We start from the raw sequence: 19784 nt of genomic DNA on the forward strand, positions 1-19784 counted from the left end.
ACAGTGCGCTCAAGGTGTAGGTATTAGGTGACCGGCCGAGGGCAGGGGGTAACGGTTGTGATCGATCCTGCGCTCGTCCACCGGCGCCGCCTCGCCGATCGCCCCGTCGGCGCCAAGGTCGGCCTCGTGCTGCTCATCCCGCTGCTCGGCCTGCTCGGGCTGGCCGGTGTCGTCGCGTACGGATACGGCAGGCAGGACGAACTGACCGGCGACCTGCGCGCTGCGGTCGCGGCCGGTGTCGCCGCCGACCGGGCCGCCGCCGAGCTGAGCGGGGAGCGCTACGCCGCCGCCGGGCTCCTGCTCTCCGGCACCGACCTGGACCAGCACACGGCCCGCATCGCGCTCGACGTCCGCGCCGCGGGGGCCGATCCGGCGGTGCGCGCGCTGCGCACCAAGGCCGCGCGCGCCGGGCTGCTCACCCCGGCACTCTCCACCGGCCTGGACAGGCTGGGATCGCTGCGTGCCGGGGCGGCCGCGGGCCCGCAGGAGGGCGCGGCGGGGGAGTACCTCATGCGGTACACCCAAATCGTGAGCGACCTCGTGCGGCTGCGGCAGGCCGTCGCCGGGTCCGCCGGATCCGGGGCGGTGGCCGACGCCGCCGGCGCGTCGGGCTGGCTCGCCGTGGCCCGCGAGGAGCTGGCCCAGGTGCAGCTGCTCGACCTGCGCGGGGCCGACACACCGGCCGGCCGGGAGAGCCTCGCCGGGCACCGGGCCGCCCACCTCGAGGCGCTGCGCCGCTTCACCGACGCCGCCCCGCCGGCATGGCGGGACCGCGTGAGCCGGGTTCCCTCCGGCGTCGGCGGCGACGCTCAGCCCGCCCTCGACGCCCTCACCGCGCTCGCCGCCGCCGACGGCGCCGAGGAGATCGCGCTGGCCGCCACCGCCCGGGACACGCGGCAGCGCACGATCGTCGCGGGCCTGGCGCTGCTGCTCGCCCTCGTGGCCGGCTCCGTCGCCCTGGCGGCGCGGGTCGTGCCGGACTCGTCGAGGCGGCGTCGCGAGGAGGTGCCGACGCAGACCGCGCCCGTCGACACGACGGCCGCGCTCGCCGGCCTGTTCGCCGGTCGAGCCCGGCGCAACCAGCGCCTGGCCGACACCCTGCTGCAGCGCCTCGACGCCGTCGAGCGCGACGAGGCCGACCCCGACCGCCTCGCGCAGCTGTTCGCCTTCGACCACCTCGCGACCCGGATGCGCCACGACAACCAGAGCCTGCTCGTGCTCGCCGGCGTCGATGCCGCCCCCGGCCGCCGCGAGCCGGCGACGCTGCTGGACCTGCTGCGCGCGGCCCAGTCGCGGATCGAGGACTACCGCCGCATCGAGTACGGCCGGATCGCCCCCGACGTGCGTATCGTCCCCCAGGCCGTCGACGGCGTCGCGCACCTGCTCGCCGAGCTCTTCGACAACGCCGCCCGCAACTGCCCGCCCGACGGCCAGGTGCTCGTCGAGGGCCGCCGGGCCGGCGACGGCGTCGTCGTGGAGGTCACCGACCGCGGTCCGGGACTCGACCCGGCGCGGCTCTCGGAGCTCAACGCCCGCCTCGCCGGGCTCGCCACCGCACGCGCGCCGGACACCGCCGGCACGCCCCGCACCGGCCTCCTGGTCGTGGCCCGCCTCGCCGCCCGGCACGGCCTCGCGGTGGCCCTGCGGGTCCCGCCGTGCGGCGAAGGCCTGCGCGCGCAGGTGCGGCTGCCCGCCGAGATCGTCCTCGCCGGCCCGGCCGCTCCCGGTGGCGAGGATCCCCCGGTGGTACGCCGCCTGATCCCACGGCCGATCGAGCGCAGCCCCGCGTTGCCCGGTGCCGAGCCGGTCGACATCCCGCACCCACGCTCGACCCTCTTCCCGGTCATCCCGGGTGCCGTGCGGACCTCGGACGGGCCTACGGTGGACGTCGAGCCCGAGGCCGTCCGGGAGTTTCTGACCGGCTACCGGCACGCGATCACCCAGCACCCGGTGAGCGCGGCGACCAATACGGAAGGACGTCCTTCGACATGACATCGACCACGGGGCTGGACTGGCTGCTGAGCGGCTTCACGCAACGAGTCGTCGGCGTACGGCACACGGTCGCCGTCTCGGGCGACGGCCTGCTCGTGGCCTCGTCGAACGAGCTGCCCCCGGAGCGGGCCGACCAGCTCGCCGCGATGGTGGCCGGCGTGGTGTCGCTGGCGCAGGGCGTTTCGGCGTGTACCGAGGCCGGCCCGGTGCTGCGCACCATCGTGGAGATGGGCCGCAGCCTGCTGTTCGTGATGGCGCTCGGCGAGGGTGACACGCTGGCGAGCTTGGCCGCGATGGTGCAGCCCGGCTGCGACGTGGGCCAGGTGGCGTTCGAGATGTCCGCCCTGGTCGATCAGGTGGGCGCCGCGCTGACCCCGTCCACGCGCTGACCCCGCCGGGACGCATCCGGTCTGGGATCAGCCGGTGTCAGCCGGCCGGGGCCGACGATGCCGGGGAGGGAGACAGGGTGGGCGCCTCGGGGGCGTGGGTGCGGAAGGCCGGCGCGAGCGCCACGATGCCCGCGACGAGCACCGCCGGGATCACGAACGCCCAGCGTAGCGACAGGCTCTCCGCCACCGCGCCGATCATGCCGGCACCCACCACGAAGCCCACGTAGTTGAAGAGGTTGACGCGGGCGATCGCGATGCCCGTGCCGGCCGGGTCCAGGCGGCCGGCGGCCGAGAACGACTGCGGCACGACCAGCGACAGGCCCAGGCCCACGACGGCGAAGCCCGCGATGCTCAGCGCCGGGGTGCCGGAGGCGGCCACCAGGATCAGGCCCAGGCCGCCGACCACGCCGCCGACGGAGACGACGGCGGTGGGGCTGAAGCGGCTCACCAGGCGGTCGCCGGCGGTGCGGCCCAGGAGCATGGTGGTCTGGTACGCGGCCAGGCCCAGTGCGGCCACGCTCGTGCTCGCGTGCAGGGCCTTCTCGATGAAGACGGAGCTCCAGTTCGACACGGCCGAGTCGGCGACGAACATGAGCATCATCGCGACACCGACCAGGATGATCGGCCGCCACGGGATCTGGGTCTCGGTGGCGGCCTGGGTGGCGGCCGGCGTCTGGAGGGCCTCCTCGGCGCGGCGCAGCTGGCCGGGGCCCACGAGCAGGGCCAGCACGACGCCCGTGGCGGCGACCGCGCCCAGCGACGCGCCGATCGACCAGCCGAGGTGCGCGGTGCCGGAGGTCGCCAGGGCGCCGAGGATCGCGCCCGCGCTCCATGCGGCGTGGAAGGAGTTGAGCACCGGGCGGCGGTAGCGGCGCTCGACGCCGACGCCCTGCATGTTCATGGTCGCGTCGACGAGGCCGAGCATGAGGCCGACGAAGGCCAGCGCGACGTACAACTGCCACCGCTGCGCGGCGAAGCCGGCGAGGGTGATCGCCAGGCACACGCCCGGGCCGCCGGCGCGCAGCACCGGTGAGCTGCCGAGCCGGGCGCTGAGCAGGCCCGCCACCACACTGCCGACGCCGGCGACGACGGGCACGGCCAGCAGGACCAGGGAAAGCTGGGTGTCGTCGAAGCCGAACTTTCGCTGCAGGGCGGCGACCTGCGTGAGGAGGCCCGCGAAGCAGAAGCCCTGGACGAAGTAGGCGCCGGCGACGGCGACACGTGCCCGGCGGTCACGTTGATCCACTGGCCGGCTCCTCGATGAAGAGAAGTGAAATTCTTTCGGAAGCATTGTCGAGCGCGCGGCGGAACGCAAGAGGGCCTTTATGGCGCTCGCCGGGCCCGGCCAGGCCCGGCGAGCGCTCGGCGATCACTGCGAGGCGCTGCCCACCGGGGCGTCGAGCAGCACGGCCAGCAGGTCGCGCAGCACGCCGATGCCGTCCTGGCTGAGCACGGACTCGGGGTGGAACTGCAGGCCGGCGAAGGTCCGCCCGCGCAGCGCGTGGACGTCGTCGTTGGCCGGATCCCGGGCGAGCTCGACCGGGCCATGCGGCGTGTCGAGCACCGGGCCGTCGTGCGTGGCCGTGAACGTCGAGTAGAAACCGACCTTCGCCGGGCGGCCGAAGAGGTCGACGTCGCGCTGCATGCCCTGGTACGGCGATGCCTTGCGCCGCAGCGGCAGCCCCAGCAGCCCGGCGAGCAACTGGTGGCTCAGGCAGATGGCGAGCATCGGCGCGCCCGAGTCCAGCAGGCCCGCGACGATACCGCGCATGCGGGCGATCTTCGGGTCGTCCAGCCGCCGCGGGTCGCCCGGGCCGGGTCCCGGCACCACCAGATCGAACCCGTCGGTCTCGATGTCGCCGTCGTACCGCACGAGCGTGGTCGACAGCCCCAGCACCCGCAGCTGATGGACGAGCATGCCGGTGAACGTGTCCTCGGCGTCCACCACGAGCGCGCGCCGACCGGCGAGCGCCGGGTCGGCGGCCAGCCCGTCGCGCGGCCGCAGCCAGAACGGCGCCAGCGTGGCGTTGCGCGCGACGAGCGCGGCCTGCACCTCGGGGTCGGCGGCGAGCCGCACGTCGGTCGCGGCCGCCGCGGCCTCCGTCGTGGTCTGCGGGCCGAGGCCGAGCGCCCGCAGTACCGCGGCCGCCTTCGTGTGGGTCTCGAGCACCTCGCCGGCGGGCGTGGAATGGCGCACCAGCGTGGCGCCCACCGGCACGCGCAGCCGGCCGTCGCGGTCGATGTCGGCGGTGCGGATGAGGATCGGCGCGTCCAGCGTCTGCCGGCCCCGCGCGTCGCGGCCGACGAGGGCGAGGACCGCGCCGTAGTAGCCGCGGCCGCGCCGTTCGTGCCGGGCGATGACCCGGCAGGCGTTCTCGATCGGGCTGCCGACCACGGTCGGCGCGAACATGGTCTCGCGCAGCACGTCGCGCACGTCCCGTGAGCCGCGCCCGGCCAGCAGGTACTCGGTGTGCACGAGGTGCGCCATCTCCTTGAGGTACGGGCCGAGGACCTGGCCGCCGAGGTCGGCGACGGTGGCCATCATCTTGAGCTCCTCGTCGAGCACCATCGACAATTCGTCGATCTCCTTGCGGTCGGCGAGGAACTCGAGCACGCCCGCCTTCGTCGGTGCGCCGCGCAGCGTGCCGCTGATCGGGTTCATCATCACGAGCCCGTCGTTGACGCTGACGTGCCGCTCGGGCGTGGCCCCGACGAGGGTGCGCTCGCCCGTGTGCACGACGAACGTCCAGTACGCGCCGCGCTCCCGGGTGAGCAGCCGGCGGAACACGGTGAGCGCGGCCGCGACCGGGTCGCCGCCGAGGTCGGCCTCGAACACGCGGTGGATCACGAAGTTCGAGCCCTCGCCGCGCCCGATCTCCTCGCGCAGCACGGTGTCCACAATAGACGCGTACTCCTCGTCGTCCACGTCGAAGCCGGCGCCGGACAGCTCGATCGGCGTCTCGGGCAGCGCGGCGAGGACGTCGTCGACGGCCAGCTCGCGGCGTCGCTCGATGCGCAGCACGGACAGCGGCGTGCCGTCGTCGACGCAGTCGAAGCCGCGCTCGCGGACCTGGCGGAACGGCACGAGTGCGAGGCAGTCGTCCGGGACGGCGGCCAGGGTGTCCACCGTGGACACCGGGCCGGTGAGCACCTCGACGGCGTCGCGGCCCTCGCGGCGCAGCAGGGCGAACGGGGCTTTCGGGTCGATCAGCATGGCTTCCCCTTCGGGTTCGGGTGCCGCGCTCGCGAGGCGGCCCCGGTCATGCCCGGGAAGCAGAACGGCCGCCTCGTAGGGCGGCCGCGGTTTTGTGTGTCACGCGGAAGTGGGCCGCCTCGTCAGGCGGGCCACCACATGCTGTTCATTCGCGAACACACGCAGCAGAGCGTACGTGAGATCCCCGCCGGCGCCAAGACACCGGCGGGGACTCGCGCTTACCTGTTCAAGGAGCCCATCTCGGCGTAGCGGTCGCCGGCGACGTCGCGGCCGATGGAGAGCTTCTCGATCGTGGCGAGGTCGTCGGCGGCGAGCTCGACGTCCAGTGCGGCGACGTTCTGCTCGAGGTATCCGCGCCGCTTGGTGCCCGGGATCGGCACCACGTCGTCGCCCTGGGCGAGCACCCAGGCGAGCGCGAGCTGCGCCGGGGTGACCCCCTTGGCCTCGGCCAGCTTGCGGACCTCGCCGACGAGGTCCAGGTTCTTGCCGAAGTTCTCGCCCTGGAAGCGCGGGTTGCCGGCCCGGAAGTCGCCGGGCGCGAACTGGTCGGGGCTGGTGATCTCGCCACTGAGGAAGCCGCGGCCGAGCGGGCTGTAGGCGACCAGGCCGATGCCGAGCTCGCGGAACAATGGGAGGATCTCGTCCTCGAGGTCGCGGGTCCACAGCGAGTACTCGTACTGCCCGGCGGTCACCGGGTGCACGGCGTGCGCGCGGCGCACGGTCGCCGGGGCGGCCTCGGAGATGCCGAGGTGGCGCACCTTGCCGGCGGCGACGACGTCGGACAGTGCGCCCCAGGTCTCCTCGATCGGCACCGACGGGTCGACACGGTGCTGGTAGTACAGGTCGATGTGGTCGACGCCGAGCCGCTCCAGCGACGCGTCGACGGCCTGCCGGACGTACTGCGGGCTGCCGTTGATCCGCCGGGTGCCGCCCTCGCGCTGGATGCCGAACTTCGTGGCGAGCACCACCTCGTCGCGCCGCCCGGCGATCGCGCGGCCGACGAGCCGCTCGTTGGTGAAGGGGCCGTACATGTCGGCGGTGTCCAGCAGCGTCACCCCCAGGTCGAGGGCACGGTGGATGGTGGCGATGGACTCGGCGTCGTCGCCGGGGCCGTAGAACTCGCTCATCCCCATGCAGCCGAGGCCGAGTGCGGATGTGGTCAGTGCACCGAGGTTTCTCGTTCGCATGGCCTCCAGGTTCCCCCTTTGAGCGCGCTCGAAGTCAAATAGACTGGCGTGACATGGACGACGGGTACACGATCGCCGAGGTCGCCGAGCGCACCGGGCTGACCGCGCACACGCTGCGGTACTACGAGCGGGCCGGCCTGCTGAGTCCGCCCGAGCGCGGCACCAACGGCCACCGCCGCTACTCGGACGTGGATCTGGGGATGCTGCGCATCCTCACCCGGCTGAAGGCCACCCGGATGTCGATCGCGGAGATGCGGCGGTACGCGGAGCTGTGCCGCACCGGCTCGGCGACGTTCGAGGCGCGGCGACTGCTGCTGGAGGAGCACCGGCAGCAGGTGCTGGAGCGCATCGCGGGGCTGCGGACCGACCTGGAGCTGATCGAGAGCAAGATCAAATTCTACGCGGAGGGCGACACCCGCGACCTGGCCAGGCCGTAGCGGCCCATATGCGGCATATCGTGGGGGCATGTTCGAGCACCTGCGCATCCTGGTCGTCGACGACGAGCCGGATCTGTGCGAGATCGTGCGCGGGGTGCTGCGCTTCGCCGGCGCCGAGGTGCTGACCGCGTCCGGGCTCACGGGGGCGCGGCGGTGCTGCGCGGAGCACCCCGGCGGCATCGACCTGGCGATCACCGACCTGAGGCTCAACGACGGCTCCGGCGTGCAGGTCGCCGGGGCGGTACGCGCCAGCAGCCCCGACGCGATGATCATGTATATGTCCGGGCTGCCGTACTTCGATTCCGCCGTCATCGAGCTCGGGCCGCAGGACTCCGTCATCGCCAAGCCGTTGCGGGCCACCGCGCTGGTCGACACCGTGCAGACGGCGCTGATCAGGGCCGGAAGGGTCGCCCCGGAGCGTTAACGGGCAGCGTTGCGGGGGCATACGGTCCGTACCCGAACCCGGCGGACGTGAGGTGGCGCGATGACTTCAGCACACCCCCCGGACTTCGCGGCCTCATCGCCCGGCGACCCGGCCGACGGCGGTCCCGGCAGCCCGAGCAAGCGGTCCTGGATCGACGTGCTCAAGCGGACGGTCAAGAAGTTCAACAACGACAACCTCACCGACTGGGCCGCCGCGCTGACGTACTACGGGGTGCTGTCCATCTTCCCGGGCATCCTGGTGCTGCTGTCGGTCTCCGGGATGCTGCTCACGGACACCACGCAGGACGCGGTACTCAGCAACGTCCAGCAGCTGTTCCCGGCCTCGATCGCGGGCCCGGTCAGCGGCGCCGTCGACGACCTCAAGAGGAGCTCGCACGCGGCGGGCCTGCTAGCCATCGTCGGCCTGCTCGGCGCGGTGTGGACGGCGTCGGGGTACGTCGGAGCGTTCATGCGCGCGTCGAACGCCATCTACGACGTGCGGGAGGGCCGCCCGATCTGGAAGGTGCTGCCGATCCGCCTCGGCATCACGATCGCGGTCGGCACCCTCATCTCCATCGCCGCGCTCAGCATCGTCTTCACGGGCCGGCTCGCGCAGCAGGCGGGCGGCTGGATCGGCCTGTCGAAACAGGCGGTGGCGATCTTCGACATCGTCAAGTGGCCGGTGCTGCTGCTCGTCGCGATGCTGATCCTGGCCGTCCTGTACTGGGCGGCGCCGAACGCCCGCCTGCACGGCTTCCGCTGGATCACCCCCGGCGGGGCCGTGGCGGTGTTCATCTGGCTGGTCGCGTCGGCGGGCTTCGCGCTCTACGTGTCCAACTTCAGTTCCTACAACAGGATTTACGGCACACTCGGCGGCATCATCGCCTTCCTCGTCTGGCTGTGGATTTCCAACATCGCGATCCTGCTGGGCGCGGAGCTCGACGCCGAACTGGAGCGCGGCCGCGCGATCGCGGACGGCCAGCGCCCGGCCGACGAGCCGTATGTCCCGCTGCGCGACGACAGCCACGTGCAGGACGACCACGACATCGGGCTGACCTGAGATCCTCTCCCGCGACCCCGGCGGCCGTGTCCGCGGCTATCGGCCGGCGCCGGCTGACGCGGACGAGCCCAGGCGGAACCTGTTGCGGTACGCGATCGGGGAGACGCCGAGCGCCGCCGCCAGGTGCTGGCGCAGCGTCGCGCCCGTGCCGAAGCCCGCCGCCGTCGCGACGCGGTCCACCGGGAGGTCGGTCGTCTCCAGCAGGCGGCGCGCGTGCTCGACCCGCTGGCGGGTCAGCCACTGCAGCGGCGTCATGCCCGTCTCGTCCCGGAAGCGGCGATTGAACGTACGCACGCTCATCCGGCCCCGCGCGGCCAGCGCGGCCAGCGACAGCGGCTCGTGCAGCCGCTCCAGCGCCCAGGCCCGCACCGCGGCGGTGTTCGCCCCGACCTGCGGCGGGACCGGGCGCTCGACGTACTGGGCCTGACCGCCGTCGCGCCACGGCGGGACGATGCACAGCCGGGCCACCCGGTTGGCGATCTCGCTGCCGTGGTCGCGGCGCATCAGGTGCAGGCACAGGTCCACGCCCGCGGCGACGCCGGCCGACGTCAGCACCTCACCGTCGTCCACGAACAGCACGTCCGGGCGCAGCTCCACCGCCGGGAACGCGCGGCGGAACTCCTCGGAGCGGTTCCAGTGCGTGGTCGCCGGGCGGCCGTCGAGCAGGCCGGCGGCGGCCAGCGTGAAGGCCGCCGTGCACAGCGACACGATCCGGGTGCCGGGCCGCACGGTGCGCAGCGCCGCGGCGAGGCGCTCGGGCAGCCACCCGGGGCCGGATTCGTCCACGCAGGTCATGAACGGCGGGATCACCACCGTGCCGGCGGTGGCCAGCAGCTCCGGGCCGTGCGCGACGGCCACGGCGAAGTCGGCGTTGGTGGTCACCGGGCCGCCGTCGAGGCTGCAGGTCAGCACCTCGTACAGCGGCTCGCCGCCCGGGCCCTCCGCGGTGCCGAAGATGCGCACGGGGATGCTTAGCTCGAAGGGATACACCCCGTCGAGTGCCAGGACGACCACGCGGTGCCGGGGCGCTGCCATGGCCAGATCCTTCCACATGTTGTCGATCCAGCCACTCGTATCATCGATGGCCGCACCGCAGGATCGAGCACATGAGAGCCATCACCCAGGATGTCTTCGGCGGCCCCGAGGTATTGCGACTGACCGAGATCGACCGGCCCGAGCCCCGGTTCGGGCAGGTGCTCGTGCGCGTCCACGCGGCGGGCGTGAACCCGACCGACTTCTGGCACCGGGCCGGCGGCGGCTCGCAGGGCCGCATCGTGCCGCTGGGCTGGGACGTATCCGGCGTGGTCGAGGCGGTCGGGCCCGGCGTCACGCTGTTCGCGCCCGGCGACGAGGTGTTCGGCATGCCGCGGCAGCCGGAGCCGGCCGGGGCCTATGCGGAGTACCTCGTCGCGCCGGCTCGCCACCTCGCCCGCAAGCCGGCCGGGATCTCCCACGCCGAGGCGGCCGCGCTGCCGCTGGTGTCGCTGACGGCGTGGCAGGCGCTCGTCGACGTGGCCCGGATCGAGGCCGGGCAGCGGGTCCTCGTGCACGCGGCGGCCGGCGGCGTCGGGCACGTCGCGGTACAGATCGCGAAGGCCCTCGGCGCGGAGGTCATCGGCACGGCGCGCGCCGCCAAGCACGGGTTCGTCCGCGCGCTGGGCGCCGACCGGGTCGTGGACCACACCGCCGAGGACTTCGCCGAGGTCGTGTTGGACGTCGACGTCGTGCTGGACACCATCGGCGGGGACTACGGCCCGCGCTCGCTGCGCACCCTGCGCCCCGGCGGCATCGTCGTGTCGCTCGCCTCGCCGGCCGAGGCCGCGCTGACGCCGGTGGCGCGGGCGCAGGGCAAACGGGCGCTGTTCATGATCGTCGAGGCCGACCAGGCCGGCATGCTCGCGGTCGCGGACCTGGTCGAGCGCGGCCTGCTGCGCGCGACGCTGGACACGGTACTGCCGCTGGAGGACGCGGCGAAGGCCCACGAGCTCGGCGAGCGGCGCACCACCACCGGCAAGATCGTGCTCGCCGTGCGGGCCGACGCTTCCGGCGGCCAGGGCTGACGCTTCCGGTCGCCGGGTCGTTCGTGACGGGGGCGGAGGGTCGCCCGGGCGGATGCCCGGGCGACCCTCCGTGGTGGGTTCGCCTCGTGGAGGGTCGCCTCAGCCGAAGTGGACCGGGGCGGCCTCGGCCGGTGAGGTGGTCGACGACGTGGTGCGATCGGTGGTGGTGTTGCGGACCAGCGCGATGATCAGGATCGTCGCCACGGCCATCAGCACGGCGCTCGCCGTGAAGGCCACGTTGTACCCATGGATCGCGGCGTGCGCCTGCATGAGCTGGCCGGCGGCCGGGCCGCGTGAGGCCTCGATCGCGTGGCCGGTCACGTAGCCGGCGACGGCCGTGGTGAAGATGGTGTTGAGCAGGGCCGTGCCGAGCGAGCCGCCGACCTGCTGGGTCGCGTTGACCATGGCGCTGGCCACGCCGGCGTCGTGGTTGGCCACGCCGGACAGCGCCAGGCTGCTCAGCGGGACGAAGACCAGGCCCATGCCGAGGCTCATCGCGATGAACGACGGCATGATGTCCGTCGCGTACGACGAGTCGAGGTCGAGCCGGGTCAGGTAGATCATCGACGCGGTGGCGAGGACGCCGCCGATCGACATCAGCAGCTTCGGGCCGGTGCGCGGCAGCAGCCGGGAGGCGATGACCGCGGCCGCGATGATGCCGGCCGAGAACGGCATGTAGGCCACGCCGCTCTTCATCGCCGACCAGCCGAGCGTCTGCTGCAGGTAGAACGTCATGAACAGGAACATGCCGAGCATGCCCGCGCCGAGCAGGATCGAGACCAGATAGGACACGCCGCGGTTGCGGTCGAACAGCACACGCAGCGGCAGCAGCGGGTGGGAGGTGCGCGACTCCCAGACCCCGAACACGCCCAGGAGCACGACCGCCGAGGCCAGCCAGGTGATGGTGACGGCCGAGCTCCAGCCGTCGGTGGCCGCCTTGGTGAAGCCGTAGACCAGGGCCACCTGGCCCGCGGTCGCCAGCACCGCACCCGGGATGTCGTAGCGGGTGTCGCCCTGCGCCTTGCTCTCGCGCACCAGCGGGACGGCCGCGGCGAACGCGAGGACCGCGATCGGAATGTTCACCAGCAGGCACCAGCGCCAGTCCGCGTATTCCGTCAGCACTCCGCCGGCCAGCAGGCCGATGGCCGCACCGCCGCCGGAGATGGCGCCGAACACGCCGAACGCCTTCGCGCGCTCCCTGGCCTCGGTGAACGTCACCGTGATCAGGGAGAGGGCGGCCGGGGCGAGCAGGGCGCCGAAGACGCCCTGCAGGCCGCGGGCGGCGAACAGGGTGCCGGCGTTGACCGCGGCGCCGCCCAGCGCCGAGGCGCCGGCGAAGCCCAGCAGGCCGATGAGGAGGGTGCGCTTGCGGCCGAAGTAGTCGGCGATGCGCCCGCCGAGCAGCAGCAGGCCGCCGAAGGTGAGCGTGTAGGCGGTGACGATCCACTGCCGGTCGGCGGTGGAGATGTCCAGCGCCTCCTGGGCCGAGGGCAGCGCGATGTTCACGATCGTGGCATCGAGCACCACCATGAGCTGCGCGACGGCGATGACGGCGAGGGCGAGCCAGCGCCGGGGATCAGGGGGAACGGCAGAAGATGATGTAACTGATATGTCGGGCGCGACGACCGCGTCGTTCGCCATGTGCCAGCCTCCAGGGCATGGGGAACCTTCCCGTCCGCACACTACGGACGGGGTACGACACTTTCTGATTCGTTCGGTTGCCGCCGGGCGGCAGACGCGGCGTCAGCAGCCCTGCCGCAGGATCGGCAGCAGGACGCCGTCGACCAGCCGTTCGACGAAGGCATCGTCGAGCGGGCCGGTCTGCCACAGCCGCCGGCTCATCACCATGGCGTGCAGCACCTCGTGCAGCAGCTCGGCGCTGGCGCCCTCAGGTAGCTCGCCGCGCTCGACCGCACGCTTGATCATTGACTCGTACATGTCGTGCTTCGTCTCGTAGACGTTGCGGTACATGACCTCGGACAGCTCCGCGTTGTGCGTGGCCGCCGTCAGAAGCCCCGTGATGATCGCCCCGTCCGCCCCGTCGGCCACCGTGCACACGGTGGTCAGCTGGGCGTAGAGGTCGCCGCGCAGCGAGCCGGTGTCGGGCGGTTCGGCGCGCCCGCCATAGCGATGCTCGATCGCCTCCATCACCAGCTCGGGCTTGCTGGGCCAGCCCCGGTAGATGGTCGCCTTGCTGGCGCGGGCCCGCGCCGCCACGGCGTCCATCGACATCCGGTCGTAACCCACCTCGCCGAGCAGCTCGAAGACCGCTTCGCAGATCGCCTCGCGACGGTTCGGCTTGGTCGTCGCCATGGTGACCCTCTCCGCGATAAGTGTACGGAACCGTTTCGTCTCGAAACTAGCTCAGCCCGAGATACGAAACGAAACGGTTCCGTATACCTTTTGTGTGAGGGGCGCCACACCCGCCGCTGTAAGAAGTTGCACTGCTCAGGGCAGCTTCCTTCGCACTACCCAGGTCAGCTTCGTCCTATCGTCAGGTTCATGACTGAGCTGTCGACCGAGCGGTACATGTGGTCGCTCTACGAGCCCGTGCACGCCATCACCTACTTCGCCCCGCCGGCGCTGCAGGCGTTCGAGGAGGCGGGCCTGCGCGGGTTCTGGCGCGCCTACTTCGCCGGCCGCAGCGCTCCGCTCGGCGCCGTCGGCCCCGCGCCGGTCATCGCCGCGTTCTACGGCTTCGCCCCCAGCATGGTCACCCGGGCCCTGCCCGACGTCTGGACCCGTATCACCCCGCAGGCGGCGCTGGAGGTCCGCCGCTCGGGCGCGCGCCGGGTGCTGGAAGATGTCGAGGGCCTGGATGGCGTCGAGGAGGCCGCCGCCCTGCTCAAGCAGGCCGCTCAGGAGACCGAGTGTTACGGCCGGGTGCTCGGCGCCGCCAACGCCGCGCTTCCGTGGCCGGAGGACCCGCTCGACGTGCTGTGGCAGGCTGCTACCGTGCTGCGCGAGCACCGCGGCGACGGGCACGTCGCGGCGCTGCTGGTCGAGGGCATCGAGGGCTGCGAGTCGATGGTCTGGCGGATCGCGGTGAACAAGGGGCGCGGGCGCGAGATGGCACAGGCGGGCCGCGGCTGGAGCGACGAGGAGTGGGACGCCGCCCGCCAACGGCTGCGCCAGCGGGGCTTCCTCGACGGCGAGGGCGGGGCGACGGAGAAGGCGATCGCGGCGTACCGAACGATCGAGGAAATCACCGATCAGCTGGCCGCCCGCCCGTGGCAGGCACTCGGACCCGACGCGACCGAGCGGTGCGCCAAGCTGCTCCGCCCGATCGCGGCCCGGGTCTTCGAGGTGCTGCCGTTCTATCCGAACTGGATCGGTCTGCCTAGGAATCCGTTGCCAGCTCGGGATGCTTCTTGAGATAGGCGGCGATGAACGGGCACTGCGCGACGATCCGCAGCCCCCGGTCCTTGGCCAGGGTCAGCGCCCCGCCGGCCAGCCGGCCGCCCACGCCCTTGCCCTCGAACCGCGGCTCGACCTCGGTGTGCGTGAAGACGATCCGCTCCGGCTCGCCGGCGTCGGCGGGGTGCAGGCGGTAATACGCCGCCCCCGCCGCCTCGCCGTCGACCCGGATCTCGAACCGGTGCTGGTCCGCGTTGTCAACGACCTCGAAGTCCACTCAGGACGCCTCTCCCCGAACGTCCGCGTGCGCCGCGGGGACGCTGCCGAGCCGGCCGGCCTGGTAGTCCTCGAACGCCTGCATGACCTCGGCCTTGGTGTTCATGACGAACGGACCATACGCCACGACGGGCTCGCGGATCGGCGCTCCGCCCAGGAACAGCACGTCCATCGTCGGGTGACGCGGGTCCTGCTTCGCGTCGGCGGTCACCGTGATGCTGTCCCCTTCCCCGAACACGGCCAGCTGCCCGCTGTCGAGCGGGCGCCCCTTCACCCCGACGGTGCCGTTGCCGGCCAGCACGTATGCCAGCGCGTTGAAGTCCTTGCGCCAGGGCAGCGTGAGCGAGGCGCCGGGAGAGACGGTCGCGTGCACGAGGGTGATCGGCGTGTAGGTGATGCCAGGGCCGGCGTGCCCGTCGAGCTCGCCCGCGATGACCCGCAGCAGGGCACCCCCATCGGGCGAGGTCAGCAGCGACACCTGCCCGGCGCGGATGTCCTGGTAGCGCGGCTGGGCGAGCTTGTCGGCCCGCGGCAGGTTCACCCACAGCTGGATGCCGTGGAACAGCCCGCCGCTGACCACCAGGTGCTCCGGCGGCGTCTCGATGTGCAGCAAACCGCTTCCGGCAGTCATCCACTGGGTGTCGCCGTTGGTGATGACGCCACCGCCGCCGTTGGAGTCCTGGTGGACGAACTCGCCATCGATGATGTACGTGACGGTCTCGAAGCCGCGGTGCGGGTGCCACGGGGTGCCCTTCGGCTCGCCCGGTCCATACTCCACCTCGCCCATCTGGTCCATGTGGATGAACGGGTCGAGCGCGCGCAGGTCCACCCCGGCGAAGGCGCGCCGGACCGGGAAGCCCTCGCCCTCATACCCCTTCGGCGCCGTGGTCACGGAGACCACCGGCCGCGGCAGCGCCACGACGGGGTCGGGCGTGGACACGCGCGGAAGCGCGAGAACGTTTTCGACGGTGATCGCGGGCATCGGAGCCTCCAGTGGTGCGTTGTCGGCCGAACTTGTCGCCTGCTGTAACGGTACTTGCCAAGCAAGTATTCCGCAAGTCAACAATCACGTCGGCAAGGTCCTCGGGCGTTCTCGCCCGAGCCCGCGTGCCCCCGCCCCGGGTTCGGACGGAGGGTTGGAGCAGGGGGTGGCCGAGGTCGATCTGGATCCATTGCGGGTCACGCCGTGCGCGCTGGGGTTGACCGGACGGCCATGTCGCCCGCGTCGCCCGTGCCGGCTCATCGAGCCGCTGGGCGGTATGATCACGGAGAGAAATCGTAGCCGAGCACTACCAAAACTCTCCGTGATCATGACAAACGGGGGCTAGGCGACTGAGGCGCGGGGACGTGAAGGGGCGCGGGCATGAAGGCGCGGACGCACAGCACGTAGTTGGTCGCGCCTGTCGCTGGCCGGGCTCGTCCTGCTCGGCGGCATCATTTTTCCCGGAAGGGTCTTGGCGTTCGCGCCGGGCGGCTGACGTCGGCGTCGTGCGGCCGCGCGCGACACGACGTGTCACGCGCCGCGGCTGACGCCGGCGATGGCCTGCCCGGAGAGCGGATCAGACGTGCGGCGGCGCGGTGCTCGCGCGGACGATCAGCTCCGCTGGCAGGCACAGGTGCTCCGCCGGGCCCGGCGTGCCCGCCTTCGCCGCCTCCATGGCCTGGGTCAGCGCCGCCGCCGCGGCATGACCCTTCGCGTGGATGTCCTGGCGCACGGTCGTCAACGGCGGGCGCATCCGGGCCGCCGCCGGGCTGTCGTCGAAGCCGACCACCGACAGGTCCTCCGGCACGCGCAGGCCCGCGTCCACCGCCGCCGACACGACGCCCTGGGCCAGGGCGTCCGAGAAGCACAGGACCGCCGTCGGCGGCTCGGGGGCGGACAGCAGCAGGCGGGCCGCCTGGTATCCGGACTCGGGGTCGCCGTGCGGCTCGCGGGCGATCGTGGGGGAGACGCCGGCCGGGGTCAGTGCGTCCAGCCAGCCGGAGAGGCGCTGTGAGCCGACGTAGCCGTCGATCATGTCGCCCGGGCTGACCATGCCGTGGCGGCCGCGGACGCCGGAGGTGACGATGCCGACGCGGCGGTGGCCGAGGTCGATGAGGTGCTGTGCGGCGGCGCGGGCGCCTGCGCGGTCGGCGACGTTGACGGCCGGCACGCCGTCGGCCGGGACCTGGTCGATGAAGACGAGCGGCATCTTGCGGCGCAGCAGCCAGTCCACGGCCGTGGACTCAGGGTCGCAGGAATACACCAGCGCGCCGTCCATCGCCACGTCGCGGGCCGGGACGACGCCGCCCGCGGTGTCGGTGCTCAGCAGCGTCAGGCCCAGGCCGGTCGGGGCGAGCTCATCGGCGATCGCGCCGAGGAAGGTGGTGGCGACCTCGTCGGCGAAGGCGCCGCTCAGTGACTCGGTGAGCAGGATGCCCACGGCGCCGGAGCTGCCCCGGGCCAGGGCCCTGGCGGCCGGGTCGGGCCCCACGTAGCCGAGTTCGTCCGCGACCGCCAGGATCCGGTCGCGCAGCGTGGGCGAGAGCTGGTCGGGCCGGGAGAACGCGTTGGAGACCGTCATCCGGCTCACGCCGACCCGGTCGGCGATCGTCTGCAGGGTCACCCTCCCCACCGCAACGCCTCCCATGTCGTCGGATCTTCCTCGTGACCTTAACGCGCCAGCTTTGAGCGCACCGCCGGGGCGGGGGCGACCGCCTCCGCCGCGCGGCGCAGGGTCGCGGCCAGGGCCGTTCGAGTGCGGTACCCCCGCGGCGGGCGTACCGGCGCATCGTGGTCGACGACCGGGGCGTCGGGCAGGGCGCTCGCGTACTCGAACCGCTCGCGGTTCCAGCTGGCGCCGAACTTCTCCGACAGCGCCGACTGCGACACGACCAGGGCGAACGGGAACGTGCTCATCGGGATCTCCTCCGTCTGTACCGGTACAAGAACCTATACCGGTACAGTAAGCGCGAGCGCTGTACCGGTCAAGTCTTTATCGGTAAAGAGACAGTGCGTGGCAGGCGACGGGGCGCGCTCGCTTCGTCCGGGAGGGGGCGCGCGGCGAGGGCTGGCACAGGGCAGAGGTACCGCCCTCGCCGCGCGCGGGACGCCGGCCTCAGAGGGGGTGGCGGGTGACGGCCGGGCGTCCACGTGGGAACGCCCTGACCATAGCCATCCGCCGGGTGTCCGTTCCAGGGGGAACGGCCCAGTTAAGGCAGTTCTAATCGAGACTTGTTCCGGCGCTATGCGTGCCCGTCCGCCGGGGCCTTCCCGCGGCGCGAGCGCCGCTCGCTGGGCTCGCGCGACAGCCGGCCGACCAGCCATCGGCTCGTCGGCGGAGCCTCTTGCGGGGCGGGGTCGGCGTCGGCCATGACGATCACCACGCTGGCCCCGCCGAGGGCGCCGGTGCCGATGTTGACGGTGCCGTTGCCCGCGATCGCGACCCGGCGCACGATGTCCAGCCCGAGGCCGGTCGAGCCCTGGTCGCTCTCGCCGCGCTGCAGGGCCCGCTCCGGGTCGGGGATGCCGGGGCCGCCGTCCTCGACGCGCAGCACCACGTAACCGTCCTCGCGCCGGGTCACCGCCACCTCGAACGGCACGCCCTGCGGCGTGTACCGGATGACGTTGCCGATCAGCGCGTCCAGCGCCGCGGCCAGCTCGCTCTTGGGCACCGTGACCGGGGCGGGCTGGTCGACGCCGAGCGCCTTGCACTCGCGCTCCTGGTCGCTGGCGACCGCGGACCAGAACATCATCCGGTCCCGTACGATCTCGGCCACGTCGCAGCCCTCCTCGCCGGTCGAGGCGGCCGCGCCGTCGGCCCGCTCGCCGCGATCCGGGGTGGGGGAGTGCGCGTCGATCGGCTCGCGCATCGCCCGGATCAGCTTGTCGATCTCGACTTCGAGCGCGGTGATCGCGTCGCGGATGCGCTCGGCGTCCTGGGAGTCGTCGAGCGTCTCCGCGTCCAGCCGTAGCGCGGTCAACGGGGTGCGCAGCCGGTGCGAGAGGTCGGCGACCAGCTCGCGCTCGTTGGACAGCAGCGCCATGATCCGGTCCGCCATGACGTTGAGCGCGAAACTCGCCTCGGACAGCTCCCGGGGGCCCTGCGGATCGATGCGTACGTCGAGGTACCCCTCGCTGAGCGCGCCCGCTGCCCCGGCCAGCTGCCGCGCCGACAGGATGATCCTCGCCGCCAGCCGGTCGGCGACCCAGACGGAGGCGATGACCAGGCCGAGCGCGACCGCGCCGAGCGCCCACCACGCGCCGCTGACCCCGTTCTCCAGCTCGGAGGTCGGGATGAACACCTCGACCACGGCGGTGCGCCCGGAGCCGAGGTCGACCGGCTCCAGGTACGACTGGCCGCCGGGCACGTCGGCGATGACCGGTGCGGCCTGGTCGGCGGTGCGGCTGAGGTCGCCGGGCGCGGCGTGACCGGTGCCGATCTCGGTGCCGTCGTCGCCGAGGTTGTGCACGGCGACGCGCGTGACCGCCGGGCCGCCGGTGCTGGCGACCGCCCGCTCGATGCTCAGCGGGTCGGTGGTCACGGTGAGGACCGCCACGACCACGGCGGTCTGGCGTTCGGCGTCGGCGAGCGCGCGCTCACGGGCGAGTTGCTGGACGACGAGGCCCAGCGGGAACAGGAAGGCGAGCGCCACCATCGTGGTGACCGCCGCGGAGACGTAGGCGAGGGTCCGCCTCAGCCCGGCGCGGCGAACCTGAAGCCCACGCCCCGCACGGTGTGCAGGTATCTGGGCGCTGACGCGCTCTCGCCAAGTTTCCGGCGTAGCCAGTACAGATGCACGTCGATCGTCTGGTCCTCGCCCACTGAGGGTTGCCGCCATACCTCCTCCAACAGCTCACGGCGTGAGACCACCCGGCCGGGACGGGCGGCGAGGTACGCCAGCAGGTCGAACTCCTTGCGGGTCAGGGTCAGCGGCTCGCCGTGCAGATAGGCCTGACGCTGGCCGATGTCCACCCGCAAGCCTCCCACCTCGATGGTGGTGGGCTCCTCGCGGCTCGCCCGTCCGGTGCGGCGCAGCACGGAGGTCATCCGGGCATCCAGGTGGGCCGAGGTGAACGGCTTGATCATGTAGTCGTCGGCGCCCGCCTTGAGCAGCCGGACGATCTCCGCCTCGTCGTCGCGGGCGGTGGCGATGATGATGGGCGTGTCCGCGATGCCGCGCAACATGCGCAGCGCGTCGGCGCCGTCCAGGTCGGGCAGTCCGAGATCGAGCACGACCAGGTCGGGGGTCTCGGCGGCGAAGCGGCGCAGCGCCTCCAGGGCCGTGCCGACCGCGTGCACCGTGTGACCACGGTCGGTCAGGGAGCGCAGCAGGGCGCCCCGCACGACGTGGTCGTCCTCAACCAGCAGCACCGTGGCCATGCGAAGAAGGTACTGCCTGTGGCAAG

19 protein-coding genes are annotated in these 19784 nt (G+C 72.6%); 7 read left to right on the forward strand and 12 right to left on the reverse strand.

The window, feature by feature from the left end; translation table 11 throughout:
- Nucleotides 1-57 precede the first annotated feature (57 nt).
- Complete coding sequence (locus AB0367_RS10030; protein WP_366225866.1) at nucleotides 58-1992, forward strand: ATP-binding protein; 1935 nt, start codon at nucleotides 58-60, stop codon at nucleotides 1990-1992.
- Nucleotides 1989-2381, forward strand: a complete 393-nt coding sequence (locus tag AB0367_RS10035) for a roadblock/LC7 domain-containing protein (protein ID WP_366225867.1) — start codon at nucleotides 1989-1991, stop codon at nucleotides 2379-2381. Before AB0367_RS10030 ends, AB0367_RS10035 begins: the two co-directional genes overlap by 4 nt.
- Before the next feature lie 37 nt (nucleotides 2382-2418).
- On the opposite strand, the gene AB0367_RS10040 is transcribed toward AB0367_RS10035, so the two are convergent.
- The 3 genes from AB0367_RS10040 to AB0367_RS10050 form a co-directional block, all read right to left on the reverse strand.
- A complete protein-coding gene (locus tag AB0367_RS10040; protein WP_366225868.1) occupies nucleotides 2419-3627 on the reverse strand; it encodes an MFS transporter in 1209 nt (402 codons plus the stop codon).
- A gap of 123 nt (nucleotides 3628-3750) precedes the next feature.
- On the reverse strand, nucleotides 3751-5595 hold the full coding sequence (locus AB0367_RS10045) for an anthranilate synthase family protein (protein ID WP_366225869.1): 1845 nt from the start codon (nucleotides 5593-5595) through the stop codon (nucleotides 3751-3753).
- 218 nt (nucleotides 5596-5813) lie between these two features.
- On the reverse strand, nucleotides 5814-6782 hold the full coding sequence (locus tag AB0367_RS10050) for an aldo/keto reductase (RefSeq protein WP_366225870.1): 969 nt from the start codon (nucleotides 6780-6782) through the stop codon (nucleotides 5814-5816).
- 53 nt (nucleotides 6783-6835) lie between these two features.
- On the opposite strand from AB0367_RS10050, the gene AB0367_RS10055 reads away from it, so the two are divergent.
- Genes AB0367_RS10055 through AB0367_RS10065 form a run of 3 tightly spaced genes read left to right on the forward strand, consistent with a single transcriptional unit; the run spans nucleotide 6836 to nucleotide 8702 of the window.
- Entirely contained in the window at nucleotides 6836-7219 is a 384-nt protein-coding gene (locus tag AB0367_RS10055) for a MerR family transcriptional regulator (protein WP_366225871.1), read from the forward strand.
- Between the two features lie 28 nt (nucleotides 7220-7247).
- A complete protein-coding gene (locus tag AB0367_RS10060; protein ID WP_366225872.1) occupies nucleotides 7248-7643 on the forward strand; it encodes a response regulator in 396 nt (131 codons plus the stop codon).
- Between the two features lie 60 nt (nucleotides 7644-7703).
- On the forward strand, nucleotides 7704-8702 hold the full coding sequence (locus AB0367_RS10065; protein WP_366225873.1) for a YihY/virulence factor BrkB family protein: 999 nt from the start codon (nucleotides 7704-7706) through the stop codon (nucleotides 8700-8702).
- A 36-nt stretch (nucleotides 8703-8738) separates the two neighbouring features.
- On the opposite strand, the gene AB0367_RS10070 is transcribed toward AB0367_RS10065, so the two are convergent.
- Entirely contained in the window at nucleotides 8739-9737 is a 999-nt protein-coding gene (locus AB0367_RS10070) for a helix-turn-helix domain-containing protein (RefSeq protein ID WP_366225874.1), read from the reverse strand.
- Nucleotides 9738-9808: 71 nt separating this feature from the next.
- Here AB0367_RS10070 and AB0367_RS10075 point away from each other — a divergent pair, with 71 nt between their 5' ends.
- Nucleotides 9809-10762, forward strand: a complete 954-nt coding sequence (locus AB0367_RS10075; protein WP_366225875.1) for an NADP-dependent oxidoreductase — start codon at nucleotides 9809-9811, stop codon at nucleotides 10760-10762.
- 99 nt (nucleotides 10763-10861) lie between these two features.
- Here the strand turns inward: AB0367_RS10075 and AB0367_RS10080 are convergent, their stop codons facing one another.
- Both AB0367_RS10080 and AB0367_RS10085 read right to left on the reverse strand, forming a co-directional pair.
- Nucleotides 10862-12403, reverse strand: coding sequence for an MFS transporter (locus AB0367_RS10080; protein WP_366225876.1), 1542 nt, complete (start codon nucleotides 12401-12403; stop codon nucleotides 10862-10864).
- Between the two features lie 102 nt (nucleotides 12404-12505).
- The gene (locus tag AB0367_RS10085; protein ID WP_366225877.1) at nucleotides 12506-13075 is read right to left on the reverse strand and encodes a TetR/AcrR family transcriptional regulator; all 570 of its coding nucleotides are present in this window, start codon (nucleotides 13073-13075) and stop codon (nucleotides 12506-12508) included.
- Nucleotides 13076-13264: 189 nt separating this feature from the next.
- Between AB0367_RS10085 and AB0367_RS10090 the strand changes: the two genes are divergently transcribed.
- The gene (locus tag AB0367_RS10090; RefSeq protein WP_366225878.1) at nucleotides 13265-14137 is read left to right on the forward strand and encodes a hypothetical protein; all 873 of its coding nucleotides are present in this window, start codon (nucleotides 13265-13267) and stop codon (nucleotides 14135-14137) included.
- Here the strand turns inward: AB0367_RS10090 and AB0367_RS10095 are convergent.
- From AB0367_RS10095 to AB0367_RS10120, 6 genes are all read right to left on the reverse strand, one after another.
- Nucleotides 14103-14396, reverse strand: coding sequence for a GNAT family N-acetyltransferase (locus AB0367_RS10095; RefSeq protein WP_366225879.1), 294 nt, complete (start codon nucleotides 14394-14396; stop codon nucleotides 14103-14105). The two genes, AB0367_RS10090 and AB0367_RS10095, sit on opposite strands and share 35 nt — an antisense overlap.
- Nucleotides 14397-15377 carry a pirin family protein gene (locus AB0367_RS10100; protein WP_366225880.1) on the reverse strand — a complete coding sequence of 327 codons (981 nt, stop codon included), beginning with the start codon at nucleotides 15375-15377 and terminating at the stop codon, nucleotides 14397-14399.
- A gap of 577 nt (nucleotides 15378-15954) precedes the next feature.
- Nucleotides 15955-17001: a LacI family DNA-binding transcriptional regulator gene (locus AB0367_RS10105; RefSeq protein WP_366225881.1), complete on the reverse strand. Its 1047-nt coding sequence runs from the start codon at nucleotides 16999-17001 to the stop codon at nucleotides 15955-15957.
- A 47-nt stretch (nucleotides 17002-17048) separates the two neighbouring features.
- A complete protein-coding gene (locus tag AB0367_RS10110) occupies nucleotides 17049-17294 on the reverse strand; it encodes a hypothetical protein (protein ID WP_366225882.1) in 246 nt (81 codons plus the stop codon).
- A 326-nt stretch (nucleotides 17295-17620) separates the two neighbouring features.
- The gene (locus AB0367_RS10115; RefSeq protein WP_366225883.1) at nucleotides 17621-19033 is read right to left on the reverse strand and encodes a HAMP domain-containing sensor histidine kinase; all 1413 of its coding nucleotides are present in this window, start codon (nucleotides 19031-19033) and stop codon (nucleotides 17621-17623) included.
- 38 nt (nucleotides 19034-19071) lie between these two features.
- Nucleotides 19072-19758, reverse strand: a complete 687-nt coding sequence (locus tag AB0367_RS10120) for a response regulator transcription factor (protein ID WP_366225884.1) — start codon at nucleotides 19756-19758, stop codon at nucleotides 19072-19074.
- Nucleotides 19759-19784: the final 26 nt, after the last annotated feature.

This window comes from Dactylosporangium sp. NPDC051484, from assembly GCF_040689395.1.
Taxonomy (GTDB): Bacteria; Actinomycetota; Actinomycetes; order Mycobacteriales; family Micromonosporaceae; genus Dactylosporangium.